The organism is Streptomyces sp. NPDC050610 (assembly GCF_040654875.1).
In the GTDB taxonomy this organism is placed as follows: Bacteria; Actinomycetota; Actinomycetes; order Streptomycetales; family Streptomycetaceae; genus Streptomyces.
The window spans coordinates 412570-428044 of the sequence record NZ_JBFAIV010000002.1 but is presented as its reverse complement, the minus strand read 5'-3'; the positions used below and the strand labels follow the sequence as shown (position 1 = coordinate 428044).

The window sequence follows — 15475 nt, the reverse complement described above, 5'->3', positions numbered from 1 at the left end:
CTTGCTCGGTCAACTACTGTCCGGGGAACGAACCAGGAGCAGTCCCGCACCGTAGGAGCGGGCCCGGCCGACGCCGTTGGCAAGGGCCTCGACGAAGGTCTCCGGGTTGGTGACGGTCAGCTCTCCCTTCAGCTCCGCACGGCCGATCTTGGCACCCTGGTGCTTGGCTGTCAGGCTCAGCTTGGGCAGCATGCGCACGGCCATGCTGTCCGTCACCCCGTGCGCCCCGATGCGGCGGACACCGAGGGGACCTACGCGTTCCTCGCCGTCGGCCTGGAGACGATCGGCGAACCACTGTCGGACATGACCGGGGGTCGTGTCCGACAACCGCTTGCGGGGTGCGTGATCGTGCTCGCGCGCCCCACGCTGGCGCGTGGGGTTCACCACGATCCGGAAGGCATATGTCTCTCCGGTGCGGACCTCCATGTCGATCGGCAGGGTGGTGATGCCGTCGACCAGGGCCGCTCGGGGAATGAACGACCAGTCCGACTGGACGCGGGACTGGACGACAAGGACCAGCCTGTTGTTCCTCAGGTCCAGTGTCCAGGCGTGCAGGATGCCCATCTGGGCCCGCGGATCCGGCTCGCCCGGCGTGATCCATCCGTTGAATCCCGACATCACGAGGCGATGCATGATGTGCGGGTCGAGAATGGCCTTCTGCGCCAGAACATGACGGGCGTCGAGGTGAAGAACGCTGTGGCAGGCCACGAAGCGCGCGACGGTAGTGGAGGCCGTGGTCACAGCAGGTGCTCCCATCCGATGGACTGACCCGGTTCGATGCACACGCGCCGTTCCCAGCGGGGTGCGTAGCTGCGGTGGGTGGGGTGAAAACTGACCGGCTGGTCGTTGATGCTTGAGGCGCCAGTGGTGCCGGGCGCCACCTCGACCCAGGTCCACGGCTGTTCGGAGGTGGCCTGCGGAAGCAGGCGGGCGGCGGCGAGGACCTCCTCGATGCATCCGGGGTACACCCCACCGGAGATCTCTCCTGCGGGCGGGCAGGATTTCCGCCCGAGCCACAGGAAGCGCCGAGGCTGTTCCAGAGCCACGGCCAACTCGTCCAGCATCTGCTTGTCCTCATGTTCTACCGCCACGACGAACTGGGCATCTGCGAGGTAGGAGCGGTTGGTGATGATCGGATTGCGCTGCCCGGTGCGGGCTAGGAGTTGACCACTGTTCGGATCGGGGGCGATGCCTTTGGGCGCCCCGTACCAGCCGCCGACGGAGGGACCGGGCATGACACCGAACGCCCGGCCGGACACGTCGTCAAAGAGGGGAGCCGTCGTCCGGCTCAGCCGGTGGTCGGTGATCAGGTCACGGGGGCGAAGCGGATACCGTCCACCGCCGACGGTGTGGTAGTCCTCCACCGGTGTGCCGGGGCGGTCGGCACGCACTGCGAACCGCAGTTCGTCGAGCGGAGTGATCGGATCCTCCCGGCTGAAACCTGCGGCGGCGGCGAGCAGACCGACGAAGCCGGACTTGGTCGGCCTGAGGTGAGTGTCCCGCTGGTCGAACCGCGAGCTCAGTCCCCAGGACTGGAGAGGGCCAGCCAATCGGGCCAGGAGTACGTACGGGCTCACGGGGCGGTCATTTCCTCGACGGAACCCGCCTCGGTGGCGACGAGCGCCCCGTCCTGGCCCGCGAGCTCGGTCAGCAGCTCTTGGATGTCCAGGTCGTAGGTGAGGACACGTCCCCCGTCGATGTCGGAGCGCTTACGCGTGACCAGACGGTGCTGTGCGAGGAGCCTGCGGGCGGCCGCAAGAGCGACTCCGCCACCCGCCCGCTCGTCGATCGGCGACTCGAAGGCCGCGGAGTAGTTGAACGGACGCGCCCCCTCGAAGGCGAGGACCAGCTTGGGCAGGGAGCCCGTGGAGGCGGTGGTGTTCTTCTTCGCGTGGGGCATGGCGTCGACGAAGGCCTCGACGAACTGGCGCTCCGCCGCGCGGGCGGCCTTGTCCACTTCCTCGGGCGGCATCCCACCGGCCGCCAGGTTGTTCCGCAGCTGCACCCGGTCCAGCGCGGCGTGCCGGTAGAACGTCCCCGAGATCAGGGACTGGTAGCCGGTCATCCCCGCGCCCGCATCGTCCGCCGCGTCGAGGAAGTCCAGGGCGTTCGCTTTGCGCCGGATCTTGGCATCGTCTGCGGCGCTGTAGAAGTCGTCGATCTGGTTGGCCTTGTGCACGGTGAAGGCGGGCCCGGTCATCACAGCGCCGTCCACGTTCGGCGAGTCCGCGATCTCGGCGAGGAAGCGCCCGTACAGCGCGATGTCGATGGCGTCCCTGGGGGCGAGCGCCGTGAGCACCCCGGCTCGTACCTCCCTCGGCAGAGTAGGGATGTGCGACTCGCTCGCGCCCTCCTCGCCGTCGGCCGTCGGCTCTGTATCCGCAGCCTTTCGTTTCTTGCCTCGGGAGCCGCTGTTCGCCGCCTCACGTGCCGCTTGGAACTCCTTGATCCACCCGGCCACGACGTCGCGCTTGTCGTCGATGGAAGCGCCCAGCTTCTCTCCGGCGTCCTCGGGAGCGAAGACCAGCACCTTGGTCAGGTCGCGGGTGCGTTCCTTGTCCCCGAACTTGAGCCCCACGCCTTCCAGGACGGCCTTGGCGGTAGGGAGGGCCTCGGCCCGCTCCCAGCCCAGGGCGCAGAGTGCGTCCGCGGCGAGTAGCGCCCACTCGCGGGTGCGCATGCCCATCGTGTAGCCGGCCAGCGCTCCCTCGCCCGCATTCGCACGGTCGCGGCCGAGCGTCCGTTCCGCCCGTCGTCGCGCCTGCGACGTGATCAGATTCCGTGTCTCGCCACCGAACGGGATGATCTTCGCCATTGAGTTCTCGTCGCGGACCGGCAGCACTGCCACCAGGCTTTCGAGCGCGTGGAGGGAGAGGAACTGGTGGCAACCGAGCTGTTCGTACACGGCGTTGCTGCGGATGATCGTCACGTCGTCAGTCGTTCCTCTTCGAAGGGAAAATGGGGGTGTAGAAGTCGCGGGCCCAGTCGTAGGCGACCGACCTGCCGGGCGACCGCCACTCTGTGAGGTCGTCCGCCAGCCGCGCCCAGGACGGGGGTGTCACGTCGCAGGCACGGGCGCGCTCGATCGCGTGCTGCAGGTGCCGCAGGGGGAGCTCGTGCGAGGCCACCAGCCTGTCGAGGAGACGGGTCGCCCCGGAGTCTTTGGGGCCCCGGCCGCCCGGACCGCCGATACGGCGGAGCGAGCCGCCCATGGAGCCCGAGCCCGGAAGCGGTCTGCTCCGGCCGGCATGGAAGCGCGCGAACAGGAACGCCACCTTCTCGTAGACGAGCCGTTGCTCCTCCTCCGCGGCGTAGTTCGCGGCGATCAGCCTCGGCTCGGTCAGGGCTTCCGGCCGTCTCAGATCGGCGAGCGCACCGGTGTCGTGCGTCCACACCAGGCGGCACAGATAGCGGCTGAGCCGCTCGGACGAAGATTGCTCCACAGGGGGCGGGCCCTCGGACGTCATGGCCGCGCTGTCGGAACCCTCGCCGATGAGGGCCTGCAGCTCCGGGGGTAGGGCATCAGTCATCGGGGTCTCCCCTGAGATGGTCGGGGCACTTCGCAGCCGTCAGCATGGTCTTGAGCTTCGCCTCGGACAGGATCCGTGCCCGCATTCCGCGCTCGCCGGGAGGCAGCGAGGCCAGGCGGGAGCGCAGAGCCTTGCGCGTCGACGCTCTGATCTCCCGTGCGAACGTTTCCAGCGGTCCCGCGTCGGGGCGCCGGCCGGCGTTCACGGAGTCGAGCAGCGCTTGGAAGGAGGCGGCGGCTCCGGCCCACATGTCCCGTGCCCCGTTGAACCGGGCGATCTGCGAGGCCCGGTCTTTAGGCTTGGCGCTCGGGTACGCCGCCTCGCGAGCGGTCGCCGCTGCCGCCCACAGCGCCTTCGCCGCGTACTCGCAGATCGCCGATCCTTCGTCGGACGCCAACTTCAGGTCGACCCGCAGGCCCGGTGTGTACGGGAATGCGTCCGACACCCATCTGCTGGGGGCGGACTTCCGGAAGATGAGCCCGACCGCCCAGAGGTTCACCGTCCTGTCGGGCAGGTCCGCGAGGCGGTCGTACAGGTCGGCTCCCTTGGTCCGGTCGGCGGCCGCCGCGTAGAGCGCGTGCGCCTCCTGCCAGATGGCCCGGTCGGCGTTCGGGCGCAGAGGCCCCTCGTAACCCGTCGTCCGCGTCAGCGCCGCGTCCTGCAGGTAGGTCGGGGGCAGCGGGGCGAGCAGCTCTCCCGCGGCCAGGAGCACCCGGTCGACCATCACCCGGCCGTCGACGAGGACGGGGCGCAACAGGACTGACCGTCCGAGGAAGGAGTGCAGGTCCGCCCGGCCATCGGGGAGACGGGGCTCCTTCCCGGAGCGGAAGGTACGCCGGGGCCGCCGCCCGTCCGTCCAGGAGTAGTTGAAGGTCGGCCGCCGGTCCCTGCCGGGAACGAGGTTCAGCCGGAGCGTGTCGCCGAGCGTCTGCCCCGTTGCGATCACGCGGATGCGGCTGCCGAGCCGCGCGACGGCCTGATAGGTCAACTGCGGTCCCAGCCAGTTCGCCTTGGCCATCGCCCGGCCACCGAGGCCGTAGGTGTGCTGGGTGAGCATCGCCCTGAACGCGATGTCCGGCCGCATCGGATCGGGGTCGTGCAGATGGGACTTGTCGAAGAACTGGTTGTAGTCGGCTGCGCGTTCGATGACGATTTGCGCGTGTCCCACCCCGTACTCGTCCAGGAACGGTGCAAGTTGTGCGTTCTGACCCAGCGGCCGGTCAGGGTGGAAGAGATCCCAGCGGTCGTCCGGCTCACCGGCCAGCCAGTCTGCCGCCGGTTCCAGTGATTCCCGGTCCTCGACCCAGCGGCGCCACTCCCCGGGCGATGCGGGGACGTGCTCCGACGCGTAGAGGATCGCCGTCAGGTACTCGAAGACGGCGACGTCCTCGCCTTGGGTCGAGCCCGCCAGTGCGGGAATCCGGTCCGCGTTGCGCAGGAGCTCTACCAAGCTCATCGGCCGGACCGCGGTCCTGCCGGAGGTTTCGTCCAGTGTCAGTGCCGGCTGGCACGCTTGTGTGCGTGGATCCCACCGCCATGCCGGATCAGACGAATTTCCTAAAACTCGGTATGTCCTTGTGGGTTGGGCGGAGTGCATGAGTCGGACGCTAGCAGCGGCGGGGTGATCGGATGAGGGATTTTCGAGAAGTCGGTCCCGAGTGGTTGCTGATCTGGGGCAAAACAGATCGGCACGGTGTCAGTGGCTCTCGTGGTGGGGCCAGTTGGAACCCGCTGCTCGCGCACATGCTCGACGTCGGTGCCATCGCAGGTGAGTTGTGGGACAACCATCTCGCGCGGCCGGTACGCGACCGGCTGGCCATGGCCCTGGGGGCCGGGGAGGAGGCGGCGGCCCGGCGGAACGCGATGTTCTACGCCGCCCTGCACGACCTGGGCAAGGCGTCCGCCTGCTTCCTCGTCCGGTTCGGCGCGAGCAGGTGGGATCGCGGGCAACTGCGACAGGAGGGAAGGGCCTGGCGTGCGATGGCGCGCCGGGCGGGGCTGCCGCTTCCGGCGGAGTCGGGGTCGGCCCCCTGGGCTGGACATCAGCACGTCACAGCCCATCATCTGCCGCGCCTGCTCGGCTGCCGGTGCGGGCACTGCGGAGGTGCGGGACGGCCCACGTTTCCCGGGCTCCACACCGTGGCGTTGCTGCTGGGCGGCCATCACGGCCATATCCCCCACCTCGACACCGTCCACCGGGCGGCGCGTGCGGCCCGGGCTGACGACTGGGACCCTTACTACCGGCACATGATCGACACCCTCGCGCGCCTGTTCGGTGTCGATCTGGAGCGCTTGCCGGAGCAAACCTGCCTCGAACGTCCCGTGAGTCTTCCCCTGTTCGCCGGGCTGGTCGTCATGGCCGACTGGATCGCCTCCGACGAGACGCTTTTCCATTACCGGCTTCCCGTCCAGCCCGTCGAGCAGTGGTGGAACGCGTCGCGGAAGGAGGCGGACGCCGCTGTGCGGAAACTGCGGCTGCACTCCTGGGACCCCGGGCCTCCGCAGTGGGCAGGGCTTTTCCCCGATACCCCTCGACCGCGTCCTTTCCAGGCGACCGCCATGAAGGCCGCGCCCGTCGACGGTCCTGCGCTGGTCATCGTGGAAGGGGCCACCGGGTCGGGAAAGACCAGCCTCGCCCTCTGGTACGCCCACCATCTCGCCCGCGTCAACGGCTATCACGGGTTGTACGTCGCGATGCCCACCCGCTCAGCGACCGATCAGGCCGCTGCCGACTACATCTCCTTTCTCACCCACGCCTTCGGAACTCCTACGGACGCCAACCTGGCGATCGTCCACGGCACGGCGGAAGCGTCCCCGACCGTTCACCAATTGCTCGATGCCGGAGAACGGAGGGGCTGGGGCGGACACGAACACGTCGCCGACACCCTGCCGTTCATCGAGGACACCCTGTTCTGCGCGCAGGATTCGGAGACGCGCGGACGGCCGGTCCTCGACCCGTGGTACCTCCGCAGATGCCGCGGCTTGCTCTCCCCGTTCGGCATCGGGACCGTGGACCAGGTCACCTTGGCCGCCCAGGCGTCACAGCATTGGTTCCTGCGGCTCTTCGGCCTGGCCAACAAGACGGTGATCATCGACGAGGCCCACGCGTACGAACTGTTCCAGGAGCGGCTGCTGGAGGCGGCGATCTCCTGGCTCGCCGACGCCGGAGCCTCGGTGGTGGTGCTCTCCGCCACGCTGCCCACCGTCACCCGGCAGGCTCTTGTCGATGCCTGGTGCCGCGGCCACCGCGCCCAGCCACGTGCACTCCGGACGGACGGGCCCGTCACCCTGGTCGACGAGGACGGGCGGGTCACCTGCGTGCGACCGGACGAGGAGCCCGCAGCGCAGCACACCCGTGTGGAACTCGTCCCCGACCCAGGCCCCGCCGAACTTGCCGACCTCATTCTCCGCGAAGCCACAGGCGGAGGGATCACCGCGGTGATCCGCAATCGGGTCGACTCCGCCCACGACCTCTGGACCGAGGCACTCGCGCTGGCCAGGAAGTACGGCTGGCGGCGCGAGGAGATCGTTCTCCTGCACGGGCAGATGCTGCCCCGCAACCGCCTCGACCGGGAGGTATCGCTGCGGGAAACGCTGGGGCCGGGCAAGGACCGCAGCGAGCGCAACCCCGCCCGACCACAGCGCCTTCTCGTCATCGCCACTCAGTTGCTGGAACAGTCCCTGGACCTGGACTTCGACCGCCTCTATACCGACCTGGCCCCCGTCGATCTGCTCATCCAGCGCCGAGGGCGTCTTCACCGTCACGCCCCCAACCAGGCAGGTCGCCCGGCCTCAATGCGCGATGCCCGGATGACCGTCCTCCATCTGCCCGGTCCGGACGGTCTCCCCCTCGTGCGGGTCCCCGCCGATAGCGCCCTGGGCACCCCGGCGGCTCCGGGCAACAAGGACGCCCATGTGTATGCGCCCTACGCGCTGGCGATGTCCTGGTACCTCCTCCACGGTCTCGTCACCGCCCCGTCGTCATGCCCACTCCACGCGGACGAACCGAACCCGGAACGGAAGCTCGGAACCGCCTGCTTCGACGCCACGCGTGACGGCGCCTCTCTGATCGAACGTGCTTACAACCCGGCGCCCTTTCCGTCGACGCCCATCGGCTCATTGCTCCGCGCGACCCACGAGCGGTGGACGGACGATCTCGGCGACCAGGACAACACCGCCTACGTTCGCGCCCTGCACCCCTACGGCCTCGACGGAGAGCCGACCGGCGTCGAGGCCCTCAAGAGCGGCGAATCACACGGCCGGGGCAACGACGGCACCCGTGAACTGGCGGCGCGGTCGCGCATGGGGGAGCCCACCACGAGCGTGATCGTCCTCTTTCGCCGCTACGCCGACGACGGGAGCTCGTCCCACAGCTATGACATCGATGGCGATATCCCCGCCGGCCTCGATGACCACAGCGCTCAAAGCGATCAAGAAGGCATCGAGGCTCACAGGGCCCAGCAGCGCGATTTGCTTCTCAACACCGTCGGTATTCCGGCCAGTTGGTTCAGGCACATCTCGCCGGTATCCGAATGGTCCCCGTTCTCCGAGGGCCGGGCGCTGCGGAACAGGCATGTGATCGTCTTCGACGATGGGGGCAGATGCGTAGGCGGGCCGAGACAGCGGCCCATCGCCTACGACTCCGCACGAGGCCTGCACGTTGTTCGCAAGACCTGAGCGGTACGCTGCCCGTCCCTGCTCCCACCCACCGCAGGGATGGGCCGGACATACCGAGATTTCCGGCTCCCTTCTCCCCGTGTCAGCGGGGCCCTTGGTGCGACCGAAGTACGGTACGGCCACGCGGATCGCCCCCCGCCTGACCGGTTCCAGCTAGCTGTTTCCACAGGGTAGGGCGGAATCGTTGGAGACGCGCCTCACTGACTGGCCAGGCCCGAGCGTTCTCTCGGTACCTCTTCGCCGGAAGTCGGGCGGCCTTGGACGCCGGAGGCTTTCGAGGAGGCGCGGCGGCGCAACGTGCCCGTGACGCTGAGCAGCGGCCGCACTGCTGGCGCCGCCGACGAGGGCTCCATCACCTACCTGACGAGTTGGCGTGGTAGGAGGTGTGCCTGGGCCGGGGGCCGAGGATGCCTCGATCGGGCTGCGAAGAATCATGATGCGTGTGCTAACGGTCAAGCGCCGATAGCAGGACGGCCTCTCGGTGCCCCCTACAGGGCCCCAAGATCGACCATGAAAGAGAAGGGTGCGGTGGCCTTCACCGTGCCGGTGTACATCTCGCCGTCCCGGTAAGCCTTGGTGGCGGGATCGAGGACGTAGGTGTAGACGATCGGGACGCCGGTGGCGGCCTGCTCGACCCGCCAGTAGAAGGGGATGCCGGACTTGGCGTACTGGTCGACCTTCACGATCCGATCGGTGGTCTCCGAGCCGGGCGAGACGACCTCGACGACCAGGAGTACGTGTTCGGGGCGCGTGGGTGTGAGGTCAATGGTCTCTGCCCGGTAGACGGTGACATCAGGACGGCGGTTGGTCAGGGGAACGTCCTGTAGGCGGATGTCGAAGTCCGTGTCGGCGTTCCAGTCCGGGCCTGCGGCGGCGTCCAGGGCATTGGCCAGGATTCGGGCCAGTCGGCTGTGCCGCTTGGGCGCGCCCGGGCTCACGACGGCCATCCCGTCCACGATCTCGACGCCGGCGCACCGCTCTTCGGGCCAGGAGTCGTACTGCTCCGCGCTGACCTGCTGACGCATTTACGCGGGCGCCACCATCTCGGCGGTCATGGTGTACCTCCTTCGAGGAGCCTCGACGGTTGCGGCGCCGTCGGTCTCAGGCTAATGGTCCGTGCCGCCCTGCCACCTCCTCAGTACGGCGTCCGGCAGGATGGGGGCATGCCGAACCGCCTGGCCCATGAGACGTCCCCCTACCTCCTCCAGCACGCCGACAATCCGGTCGACTGGCGGCCGTGGTCCGAAGCGGCCTTCGTCGAGGCGCGGGAGCGGGGGGTGCCTGTGCTGCTCAGTGTCGGGTACAGCTCGTGCCACTGGTGCCACGTAATGGCCCATGAATCCTTCGAGGACGAGACCACCGCCGCGTTCCTCAACGAGCACTTCGTCTCCATCAAGGTCGATCGCGAGGAGCGGCCCGATATCGACGCGGTCTATATGGAGGCCGTTCAGGCCGCCACCGGGCAGGGCGGGTGGCCCATGACCGTGTTTCTGACGGGGGATGCGGAGCCGTTCTACTTCGGTACGTACTTCCCGCCGGAGGCCCGGCACGGTATGCCGTCCTTCCGGCAGGTGCTGGAAGGGGTGCGGGTCGCGTGGGCGGAGCGGCGGGATGAGGTTGGGCAGGTCGCCGGGCGGATTGTGCGGGATCTGGCGGAGCGGACGCTGGCTGTTGGTGGGGCGTCGGCGCCCGGTGCCGAGGATATGCATGCCGCGCTTATGGGGCTGACGCGGGAGTTCGATTCCGTGCGGGGCGGGTTTGCCGGGGCGCCTAAGTTTCCGCCGTCCATGGTTCTTGAGTTTCTGCTGCGGCATCATGCGCGGACGGGGTCCGTGGCCGCTTTGCAGATGGCCGGGGCGACCTGTGAGGCGATGGCTCGCGGGGGCATTTATGACCAGTTGGGGGGCGGGTTCGCGCGGTATTCGGTGGATGCGGAGTGGGTGGTTCCGCACTTCGAGAAGATGCTTTACGACAATGCGCTGCTGTGTCGGGTGTACGCGCATCTGTGGCGGGCTACCGGGTCGGATCTTGCTCGGCGGGTCGCTCTGGAGACCGCTGATTTTCTCGTCCGGGAGCTGCGTACCGAGCAGGGCGGGTTCGCCTCCGCGCTGGACGCCGACAGTGATGACGGGAGCGGCCGGCACGTCGAGGGCGCGTACTACGTGTGGACGCCGGAGCAGTTGAGCGAGGTGCTCGGGGAGGATGACGGGCGGCTCGCGGCGGAGCACTTCGGGGTGACGGAGGAGGGCACGTTCGAGGAGGGGGCGTCCGTTCTGCAGCTTCCCGACACCGAGCGGCTGGTCGACGCAGGGTGGCTGGCGTCCGTACGGGAGCGGCTGCTGGCGGCGCGGGAGGAGCGGTTGCGGCCCGGGCGCGATGACAAGATCGTCGCCGCCTGGAACGGGCTGGCCATCGCGGCTCTCGCCGAGACCGGCGCGTACTTCGACCGCCCGGATCTCGTCCAGGCCGCCACCGACGCCGCCGACCTGCTCGTACGCACCCACATGGACTGGCACGCGCGGCTCTTCCGCACCTCCCTGGACGGTGTCGCGGGCTCCCATGCCGGTGTCCTGGAGGACTACGCAGATGTCGCGGAGGGCTTCCTCGCGCTCTCCTCCGTCACCGGCGAAGGCGTGTGGGTCGACTTCGCGGGGCTTCTCCTGGACACCGTCCTCATCCAGTTCACGGCCGAGAACGGCGCCCTCTACGACACCGCCGCCGACGCCGAGGCGCTGATCCGGCGGCCCCAGGACCCCACCGACAACGCGGCGCCCTCCGGGTGGAGCGCCGCCGCCGGGGCGCTTCTGTCGTACGCCGCCGTGACCGGCAGCGCCCCGCACCGGGAGGCGGCGGAACGGGCGCTGGGCGTCGTCAAGGCGCTCGGTCCCCGCGCCCCCCGGTTCATCGGGTGGGGTCTCGCGGCCGCCGAGGCGCTCCTGGACGGGCCCCGCGAGATCGCCGTCGTCGGCCCGTACGACGACGCGGCCACCCGGGAACTGCACCGCACCGCGCTGCTGTCCACCGCCCCCGGCGCGGTCGTCGCCCTCGGTGAGCCGGGCGCCCCCGAAGTGCCGCTGCTCGCCGACCGGCCGCTGCTGGACGGTCGACCGGCCGCGTACGTCTGCCGGCGCTTCGCCTGCGACGCGCCCACCGCCGATCCGCGGGCGCTGGCCGGTCTGCTGCGGACCGTCGGGGACGAGCAGCCGGTGGGTGACTGAGCGCCGGCTGCCGGTTGTTGGGGGATCGGGCCCCGAATCCACTTGAACTTGACGTGCGCGTCAAGTTTTAGCGTCATGGCGATCCGTACGTCGTCGTTTCGCGAGGAGTCCGTACATGGCCACCGCGTCCATTCCCGCTGCCCACCGCGAGGTCCGCCTCGCCGCGCACCCCGAAGGGGAGCTGACCGACGAACACTTCGAGATAGCCGAGGTACCGGTCCCCGAGCCGGGGCCCGGAGAACTGCTCGTACGCAACAAGACCATGGCCGTGGCCGCTGTGATGCGGACCCTGATGGCTGTGGACAGCCCTCTCCCGATGCCGCCCTTCAAGCTGGGGGAGGCGCTGACGGGGCCGTCCGTCGCCGAGGTGGTCGCCGAGTCCGGCACCGGGTTCGCGGTCGGCGACCTCGTCACGACGCAGTCCGCGGGCTGGCGCGAGTACGCGATCGTCCCCGGAGGCGAGGCGCAGCGCGTCGGTCCGGACCTGCTGCCCGACCCGGGCGCGTACCTCTCCCAGGGCCCCACCGCCTACATGGGCATCGTGCGCACCGCCGAAGTCCGGCCCGGCGACACGGTGTTCGTGTCCGGCGCGGCCGGCGGGGTCGGCACGCTCGCCGGGCAGATCGCCCGGCTGCGCGGCGCCGCGCGGGTCATCGGCTCGACGAGTTCGCAGGCCAAGGCGGACGTATTGACCAAGGAGCTGGGTTACGACGCGGTCGTCCTCCGCGGCGCCGGGCCGTTCGAGAAGCAGCTGCGCGCGGCGGCCCCGGACGGCATCGACGCGGTCTTCGACAACGTCGGCGGCGAGCAGGTGCAGGCGGCCGCGGCCCTCGCCAACCGGGGCGCCCGGATCGCCCTGGTCGGCGCGCTCTCCGGCCAGTTGGGGGAGGGCGCGCTCGCCACGTTCGACACGCTCGCGCTGGTCACGAAGGGCATCACGCTGCGCGGGGCGGCGCTCTACGACAACCTGGACGTGATCCCCGAGTGGCACCGGGTGTTCGGCCAGGGCCTGCGGGACGGCACACTGACCTTCCCGCACGCGCGGCTTTCGGGCATTGAGTCGGCCCCTCGCGCGTTGCGGGAGTTGACCGAGGGACGCCACATCGGCGCGGTGCTGGTGGAGTTGTAGTCCGCGGCGGAGGGGGACTGGATGCGGATCGGCGAGGCGGCGGCCGCCGCGGGGCTCACGCCGCGAGCCGTGCGCTACTACGAGCAGCAGGGGCTGCTGGTGGCCCGGCGGACACCGTCGGGCCACCGGGTGTACGGGCCCGCCGACGTGCGGCGGCTGCGGATCGTACGGGGGCTGCTGGAGGCGGGGCTGACCGTGGGGGACGTACGGTCCTTCGCCGAGGGCCTGGACGGGGTGCCCGCCGAGGGGCTGGACAGGGCGCCCACCGACCCCGGCCCGCGGCTCTTCGCCACGAGCGAGGCCGGCGCCTGTTCCGCCGTGGAGGTGGTGATCAGGCGCCGACTGGCCGACCTGGACGCCCGTATCGAGCGGCTGATGGAGCTGCGCCGGCGGCTCGCGGACCAGGTGGGGGAGGGGCCCTGGGAGCCGGGGCGGGTGGCCCCCCACGCGGGGGCGCTCAGAGAGTGAGCCCGCGCCCGAGTACGTCGAGGGTCTGATCCATGAGCGCGATCAGATCCTCCTGGTGGCCGTTGCGGGCCCAGTGCATCAGCGCCGCCTCGAAGGCGCCGAACACCGCGCCCACCAGGACCTCCACCTCCATATCGCCGGCGGGCCGACCGGTGCGCTCGCAGAGCACGTCGGCCAGGACCCGCCCGGACTCGGCCATGCTCTCGTTGGAGCGGGACCGGATGGCGGGCACCTCCTGGAGGAGCCTGGTGCGCTCGATCATCTCCTCCCACTCGCCCTCGAAGGCCTGGCGCAGCGGGGTCAGGATGCTCTGCCGGATGGACTCCAGCGGGGCTTCGCCCGGCGGCCGGGCCCGCAGCGCCGTCTCCATCAAGGCGTCGTACTCGTCGGTGAGGACGATGTCTTCCTTGGTGGGGAAGTAGCGGAAGACGGTGCTGGGGGAGACGTCGGCGGCGGCGGCGATCTGGTCGACGGGCGTCGCGTCGTAGCCCTGCTCCTTGAAGAGCCGGTAGGCGGCCCGGCGGATCGCCTGGCGGGTCTGGATCTTCTTCCGCTCGCGCAGCCCGAGCCTGGGCTCGGGGTGTGCCTCGGGTGTCGTGCGTACGGCGGCCATGGCGCTCATTGTCCGGCATCCGCAGCGGCGGGGGCCACATCGTCGCTGGTGGCGGTCGTGGTCGAGAGGGACGGGGTGGTGGGTGCGGCGGTTGTGGTCGAGACGGGCGGGGTGGTCGGTGTGGCGGTCGTGGCCGAGACGGACGGAGTGGTCGGCCCGGCCGGCGCGGACGTGACGGCGGTGCGGCCGGCTCGTCGCGGGTTGGGCAGGAAGACCGCGGTGAGCAGGGCGGCGGCCAGCGCGGCGATGCCGGTGACGAGCAGCGCCAGGTTCATGCCGTCGACGAACGCGGCGTCCGCCGAGTGCCGCAGCGCCGCGTCGCCGAGCCTGGCCGCGACGAGGTGCCCGCCGACGACCGATTCGCCCGCGGCGTGCGCGGCGTCGTGCGGCAGCCCGCCGGTGTCGAGGTGGGCGCGGTACGCGCCGGCGACCAGGCTGCCGAGGATCGCGACGCCGATGGCCCCGCCGACCTGACGCAGCGTCATCAGGAGCCCGGAGCCGCTGCCCGCGCGGTCGCGGGGGAGCGCGCCGAGGGCGTTGCTCATGGCGGGGATGAGCGCGAAGCCGAACCCGAACCCGGCGATCACCAGCCACACCACCACCGTGCCGTAGCCGTCGCCCAGATGGGTGTCGCTGGCCAGCAGCGCGGCGAAGGCGAGGGCGAACAGCCCGGCGGAGATGACGCTCCGCGGCCCGAAGCGCGCCACCAGTGGCGGGGCGCCGCGCGAGGCGACGAGCAGCCCGGCCATCATCGGCAGCATCCGCAGCCCGGTGCCGAAGGCGTCGTGCCCCTGGATCACCTGGAGGTACTGCGGCAGCACGAAGAGCAGGCCCATCAGGGTGAAGGTCACCAGGGTCGCGGCGATGGCGTTCCACCGGAAGCCGCGGTCGCCCAGCAGCGTCAGGTCGAGCATGGGCCGGACCATGCGCCGTTCGCGCAGGACGAGCGCGAGGAGCAGCACCACGGCCCCGGCGAACGAGCCCAGGACGACCGCGGAGCCCCAGCCGCGCTGCGGGCCCTCGATGACGCCGAAGACGAGGAGGCCGAGGCCGAGGGCGGTGAGGGCGCTGGAGACCGTGTCGACCCTGGGGGAGGCGGGGTCCTTGGTCTCGGGGAGCAGGAAGACGCAGGCGGCGATGCCGATGGCGACCAGCGGCACGTTGATCAGGAAGACCGAGCCCCACCAGAAGTGGTCGAGCAGCCAGCCGCCGATGATCGGGCCGAGCGGCAGGCCGAGCGCGGAGGCGGCGGAGATCGCGCCGACGGCCTTGGCGCGCTCGTCGGGGCCGAAGAGCGACGGCAGTACGGACATGGCCAGCGGCATGATCAGCGCGGCGCCGGCCCCCATGACCGTACGGGCGGCGATGACCAGGCCCGGCGCGTCGACGACGGTGCCCAGCAGCGAGCCGACGAGGAAGATCGCGAGGCCGGTGATGAGCATCCGGCGGCGGCCGAAGCGGTCGCCGAGGAGCCCGGCCGGGAGCATCAGGGCGGCGAGGACGACGAGGTAGGAGTCGGCGATCCACTGCTGCTCGCCGGTGCCGGCGCCGAGCTGGGAGGCCATGGTCGGCAGCGCGACGTTGAGGATCGTGCCGTCGAAGCCGAGGACGAGCATGCAGGCGACGATGGCGCCCAGCGCCCACCAGCGCCGGGGGTCGGGGCGGTGCTGCGTTGGCGCGCCCATGGGAAGCCTCCGAAGTTTTGAGTTTCTATGTCAAATGACAGTAACTCCCAAAAGGTGCTCCCTGTCAATTTCTGTCCCCTGTTCGTCGTCGGGTGTGCCTGCGTCCGCGCCCGAACAGCCGAGTGGCCGCGACCCGGATCGGGTCGCGGCCACTG

General features: G+C 70.2%; 12 protein-coding genes. 4 read left to right on the top strand and 8 right to left on the bottom strand.

What is annotated here, in order from left to right; translation table 11 throughout:
- Nucleotides 1–9 precede the first annotated feature (9 nt).
- From cas6e to AB0I22_RS04150, 5 genes are read right to left on the bottom strand one after another with little or no spacing between them, the layout of a single operon-like run.
- Complete coding sequence (gene cas6e / locus AB0I22_RS04170) at nucleotides 10–741, bottom strand: type I-E CRISPR-associated protein Cas6/Cse3/CasE (protein WP_363129044.1); 732 nt, start codon at nucleotides 739–741, stop codon at nucleotides 10–12.
- Nucleotides 738–1577, bottom strand: a complete 840-nt coding sequence (gene cas5e / locus AB0I22_RS04165) for a type I-E CRISPR-associated protein Cas5/CasD (RefSeq protein WP_363129043.1) — start codon at nucleotides 1575–1577, stop codon at nucleotides 738–740. Before cas5e ends, cas6e begins: the two co-directional genes overlap by 4 nt.
- On the bottom strand, nucleotides 1574–2929 hold the full coding sequence (locus AB0I22_RS04160) for a type I-E CRISPR-associated protein Cas7/Cse4/CasC (RefSeq protein WP_363129042.1): 1356 nt from the start codon (nucleotides 2927–2929) through the stop codon (nucleotides 1574–1576). The genes cas5e and AB0I22_RS04160 overlap by 4 nt, the downstream gene beginning before the upstream one ends.
- A gap of 4 nt (nucleotides 2930–2933) precedes the next feature.
- Nucleotides 2934–3530 (bottom strand): type I-E CRISPR-associated protein Cse2/CasB, encoded by a 597-nt coding sequence (gene casB, locus AB0I22_RS04155; RefSeq protein ID WP_363129041.1) that lies wholly within the window; start codon nucleotides 3528–3530, stop codon nucleotides 2934–2936.
- Nucleotides 3523–4986 (bottom strand): type I-E CRISPR-associated protein Cse1/CasA, encoded by a 1464-nt coding sequence (locus tag AB0I22_RS04150; protein WP_363129040.1) that lies wholly within the window; start codon nucleotides 4984–4986, stop codon nucleotides 3523–3525. Before AB0I22_RS04150 ends, casB begins: the two co-directional genes overlap by 8 nt.
- A gap of 206 nt (nucleotides 4987–5192) precedes the next feature.
- Between AB0I22_RS04150 and cas3 the strand changes: the two genes are divergently transcribed.
- Entirely contained in the window at nucleotides 5193–8207 is a 3015-nt protein-coding gene (cas3, locus tag AB0I22_RS04145; RefSeq protein ID WP_363129039.1) for a CRISPR-associated helicase Cas3', read from the top strand.
- Between the two features lie 488 nt (nucleotides 8208–8695).
- On the opposite strand, the gene AB0I22_RS04140 is transcribed toward cas3, so the two are convergent.
- On the bottom strand, nucleotides 8696–9232 hold the full coding sequence (locus AB0I22_RS04140; RefSeq protein ID WP_363129038.1) for a Uma2 family endonuclease: 537 nt from the start codon (nucleotides 9230–9232) through the stop codon (nucleotides 8696–8698).
- A 138-nt stretch (nucleotides 9233–9370) separates the two neighbouring features.
- Between AB0I22_RS04140 and AB0I22_RS04135 the strand changes: the two genes are divergently transcribed.
- The 3 genes from AB0I22_RS04135 (at nucleotide 9371) to AB0I22_RS04125 (ending at nucleotide 13022) form a co-directional block, all read left to right on the top strand.
- Nucleotides 9371–11425, top strand: a complete 2055-nt coding sequence (locus tag AB0I22_RS04135) for a thioredoxin domain-containing protein (protein ID WP_363129037.1) — start codon at nucleotides 9371–9373, stop codon at nucleotides 11423–11425.
- Between the two features lie 115 nt (nucleotides 11426–11540).
- Nucleotides 11541–12554 carry an NADP-dependent oxidoreductase gene (locus tag AB0I22_RS04130; protein WP_363129036.1) on the top strand — a complete coding sequence of 338 codons (1014 nt, stop codon included), beginning with the start codon at nucleotides 11541–11543 and terminating at the stop codon, nucleotides 12552–12554.
- A 21-nt stretch (nucleotides 12555–12575) separates the two neighbouring features.
- The gene (locus AB0I22_RS04125) at nucleotides 12576–13022 is read left to right on the top strand and encodes a MerR family transcriptional regulator (protein WP_363129035.1); all 447 of its coding nucleotides are present in this window, start codon (nucleotides 12576–12578) and stop codon (nucleotides 13020–13022) included.
- Here AB0I22_RS04125 and AB0I22_RS04120 read toward each other — a convergent pair.
- Entirely contained in the window at nucleotides 13012–13635 is a 624-nt protein-coding gene (locus AB0I22_RS04120) for a TetR family transcriptional regulator (protein ID WP_363129034.1), read from the bottom strand. The genes AB0I22_RS04125 and AB0I22_RS04120 overlap by 11 nt on opposite strands.
- A gap of 5 nt (nucleotides 13636–13640) precedes the next feature.
- Complete coding sequence (locus AB0I22_RS04115; protein WP_363129033.1) at nucleotides 13641–15320, bottom strand: MFS transporter; 1680 nt, start codon at nucleotides 15318–15320, stop codon at nucleotides 13641–13643.
- Nucleotides 15321–15475: the final 155 nt, after the last annotated feature.

Bases quoted from the DNA above. Each gene is read 5' to 3' on its own strand.
- casB (WP_363129041.1), bottom strand. From the start codon at position 3,530: ATGACTGATGCCCTACCCCCGGAGCTGCAGGCCCTCATCGGCGAGGGT.
- AB0I22_RS04150 (WP_363129040.1), bottom strand. From the start codon at position 4,986: ATGAGCTTGGTAGAGCTCCTGCGCAACGCGGACCGGATTCCCGCACTG.
- AB0I22_RS04140 (WP_363129038.1), bottom strand. From the start codon at position 9,232: ATGCGTCAGCAGGTCAGCGCGGAGCAGTACGACTCCTGGCCCGAAGAG.
- AB0I22_RS04135 (WP_363129037.1), top strand. From the start codon at position 9,371: ATGCCGAACCGCCTGGCCCATGAGACGTCCCCCTACCTCCTCCAGCAC.
- AB0I22_RS04130 (WP_363129036.1), top strand. From the start codon at position 11,541: ATGGCCACCGCGTCCATTCCCGCTGCCCACCGCGAGGTCCGCCTCGCC.
- AB0I22_RS04125 (WP_363129035.1), top strand. From the start codon at position 12,576: ATGCGGATCGGCGAGGCGGCGGCCGCCGCGGGGCTCACGCCGCGAGCC.
- AB0I22_RS04120 (WP_363129034.1), bottom strand. From the start codon at position 13,635: ATGGCCGCCGTACGCACGACACCCGAGGCACACCCCGAGCCCAGGCTC.
- AB0I22_RS04115 (WP_363129033.1), bottom strand. From the start codon at position 15,320: ATGGGCGCGCCAACGCAGCACCGCCCCGACCCCCGGCGCTGGTGGGCG.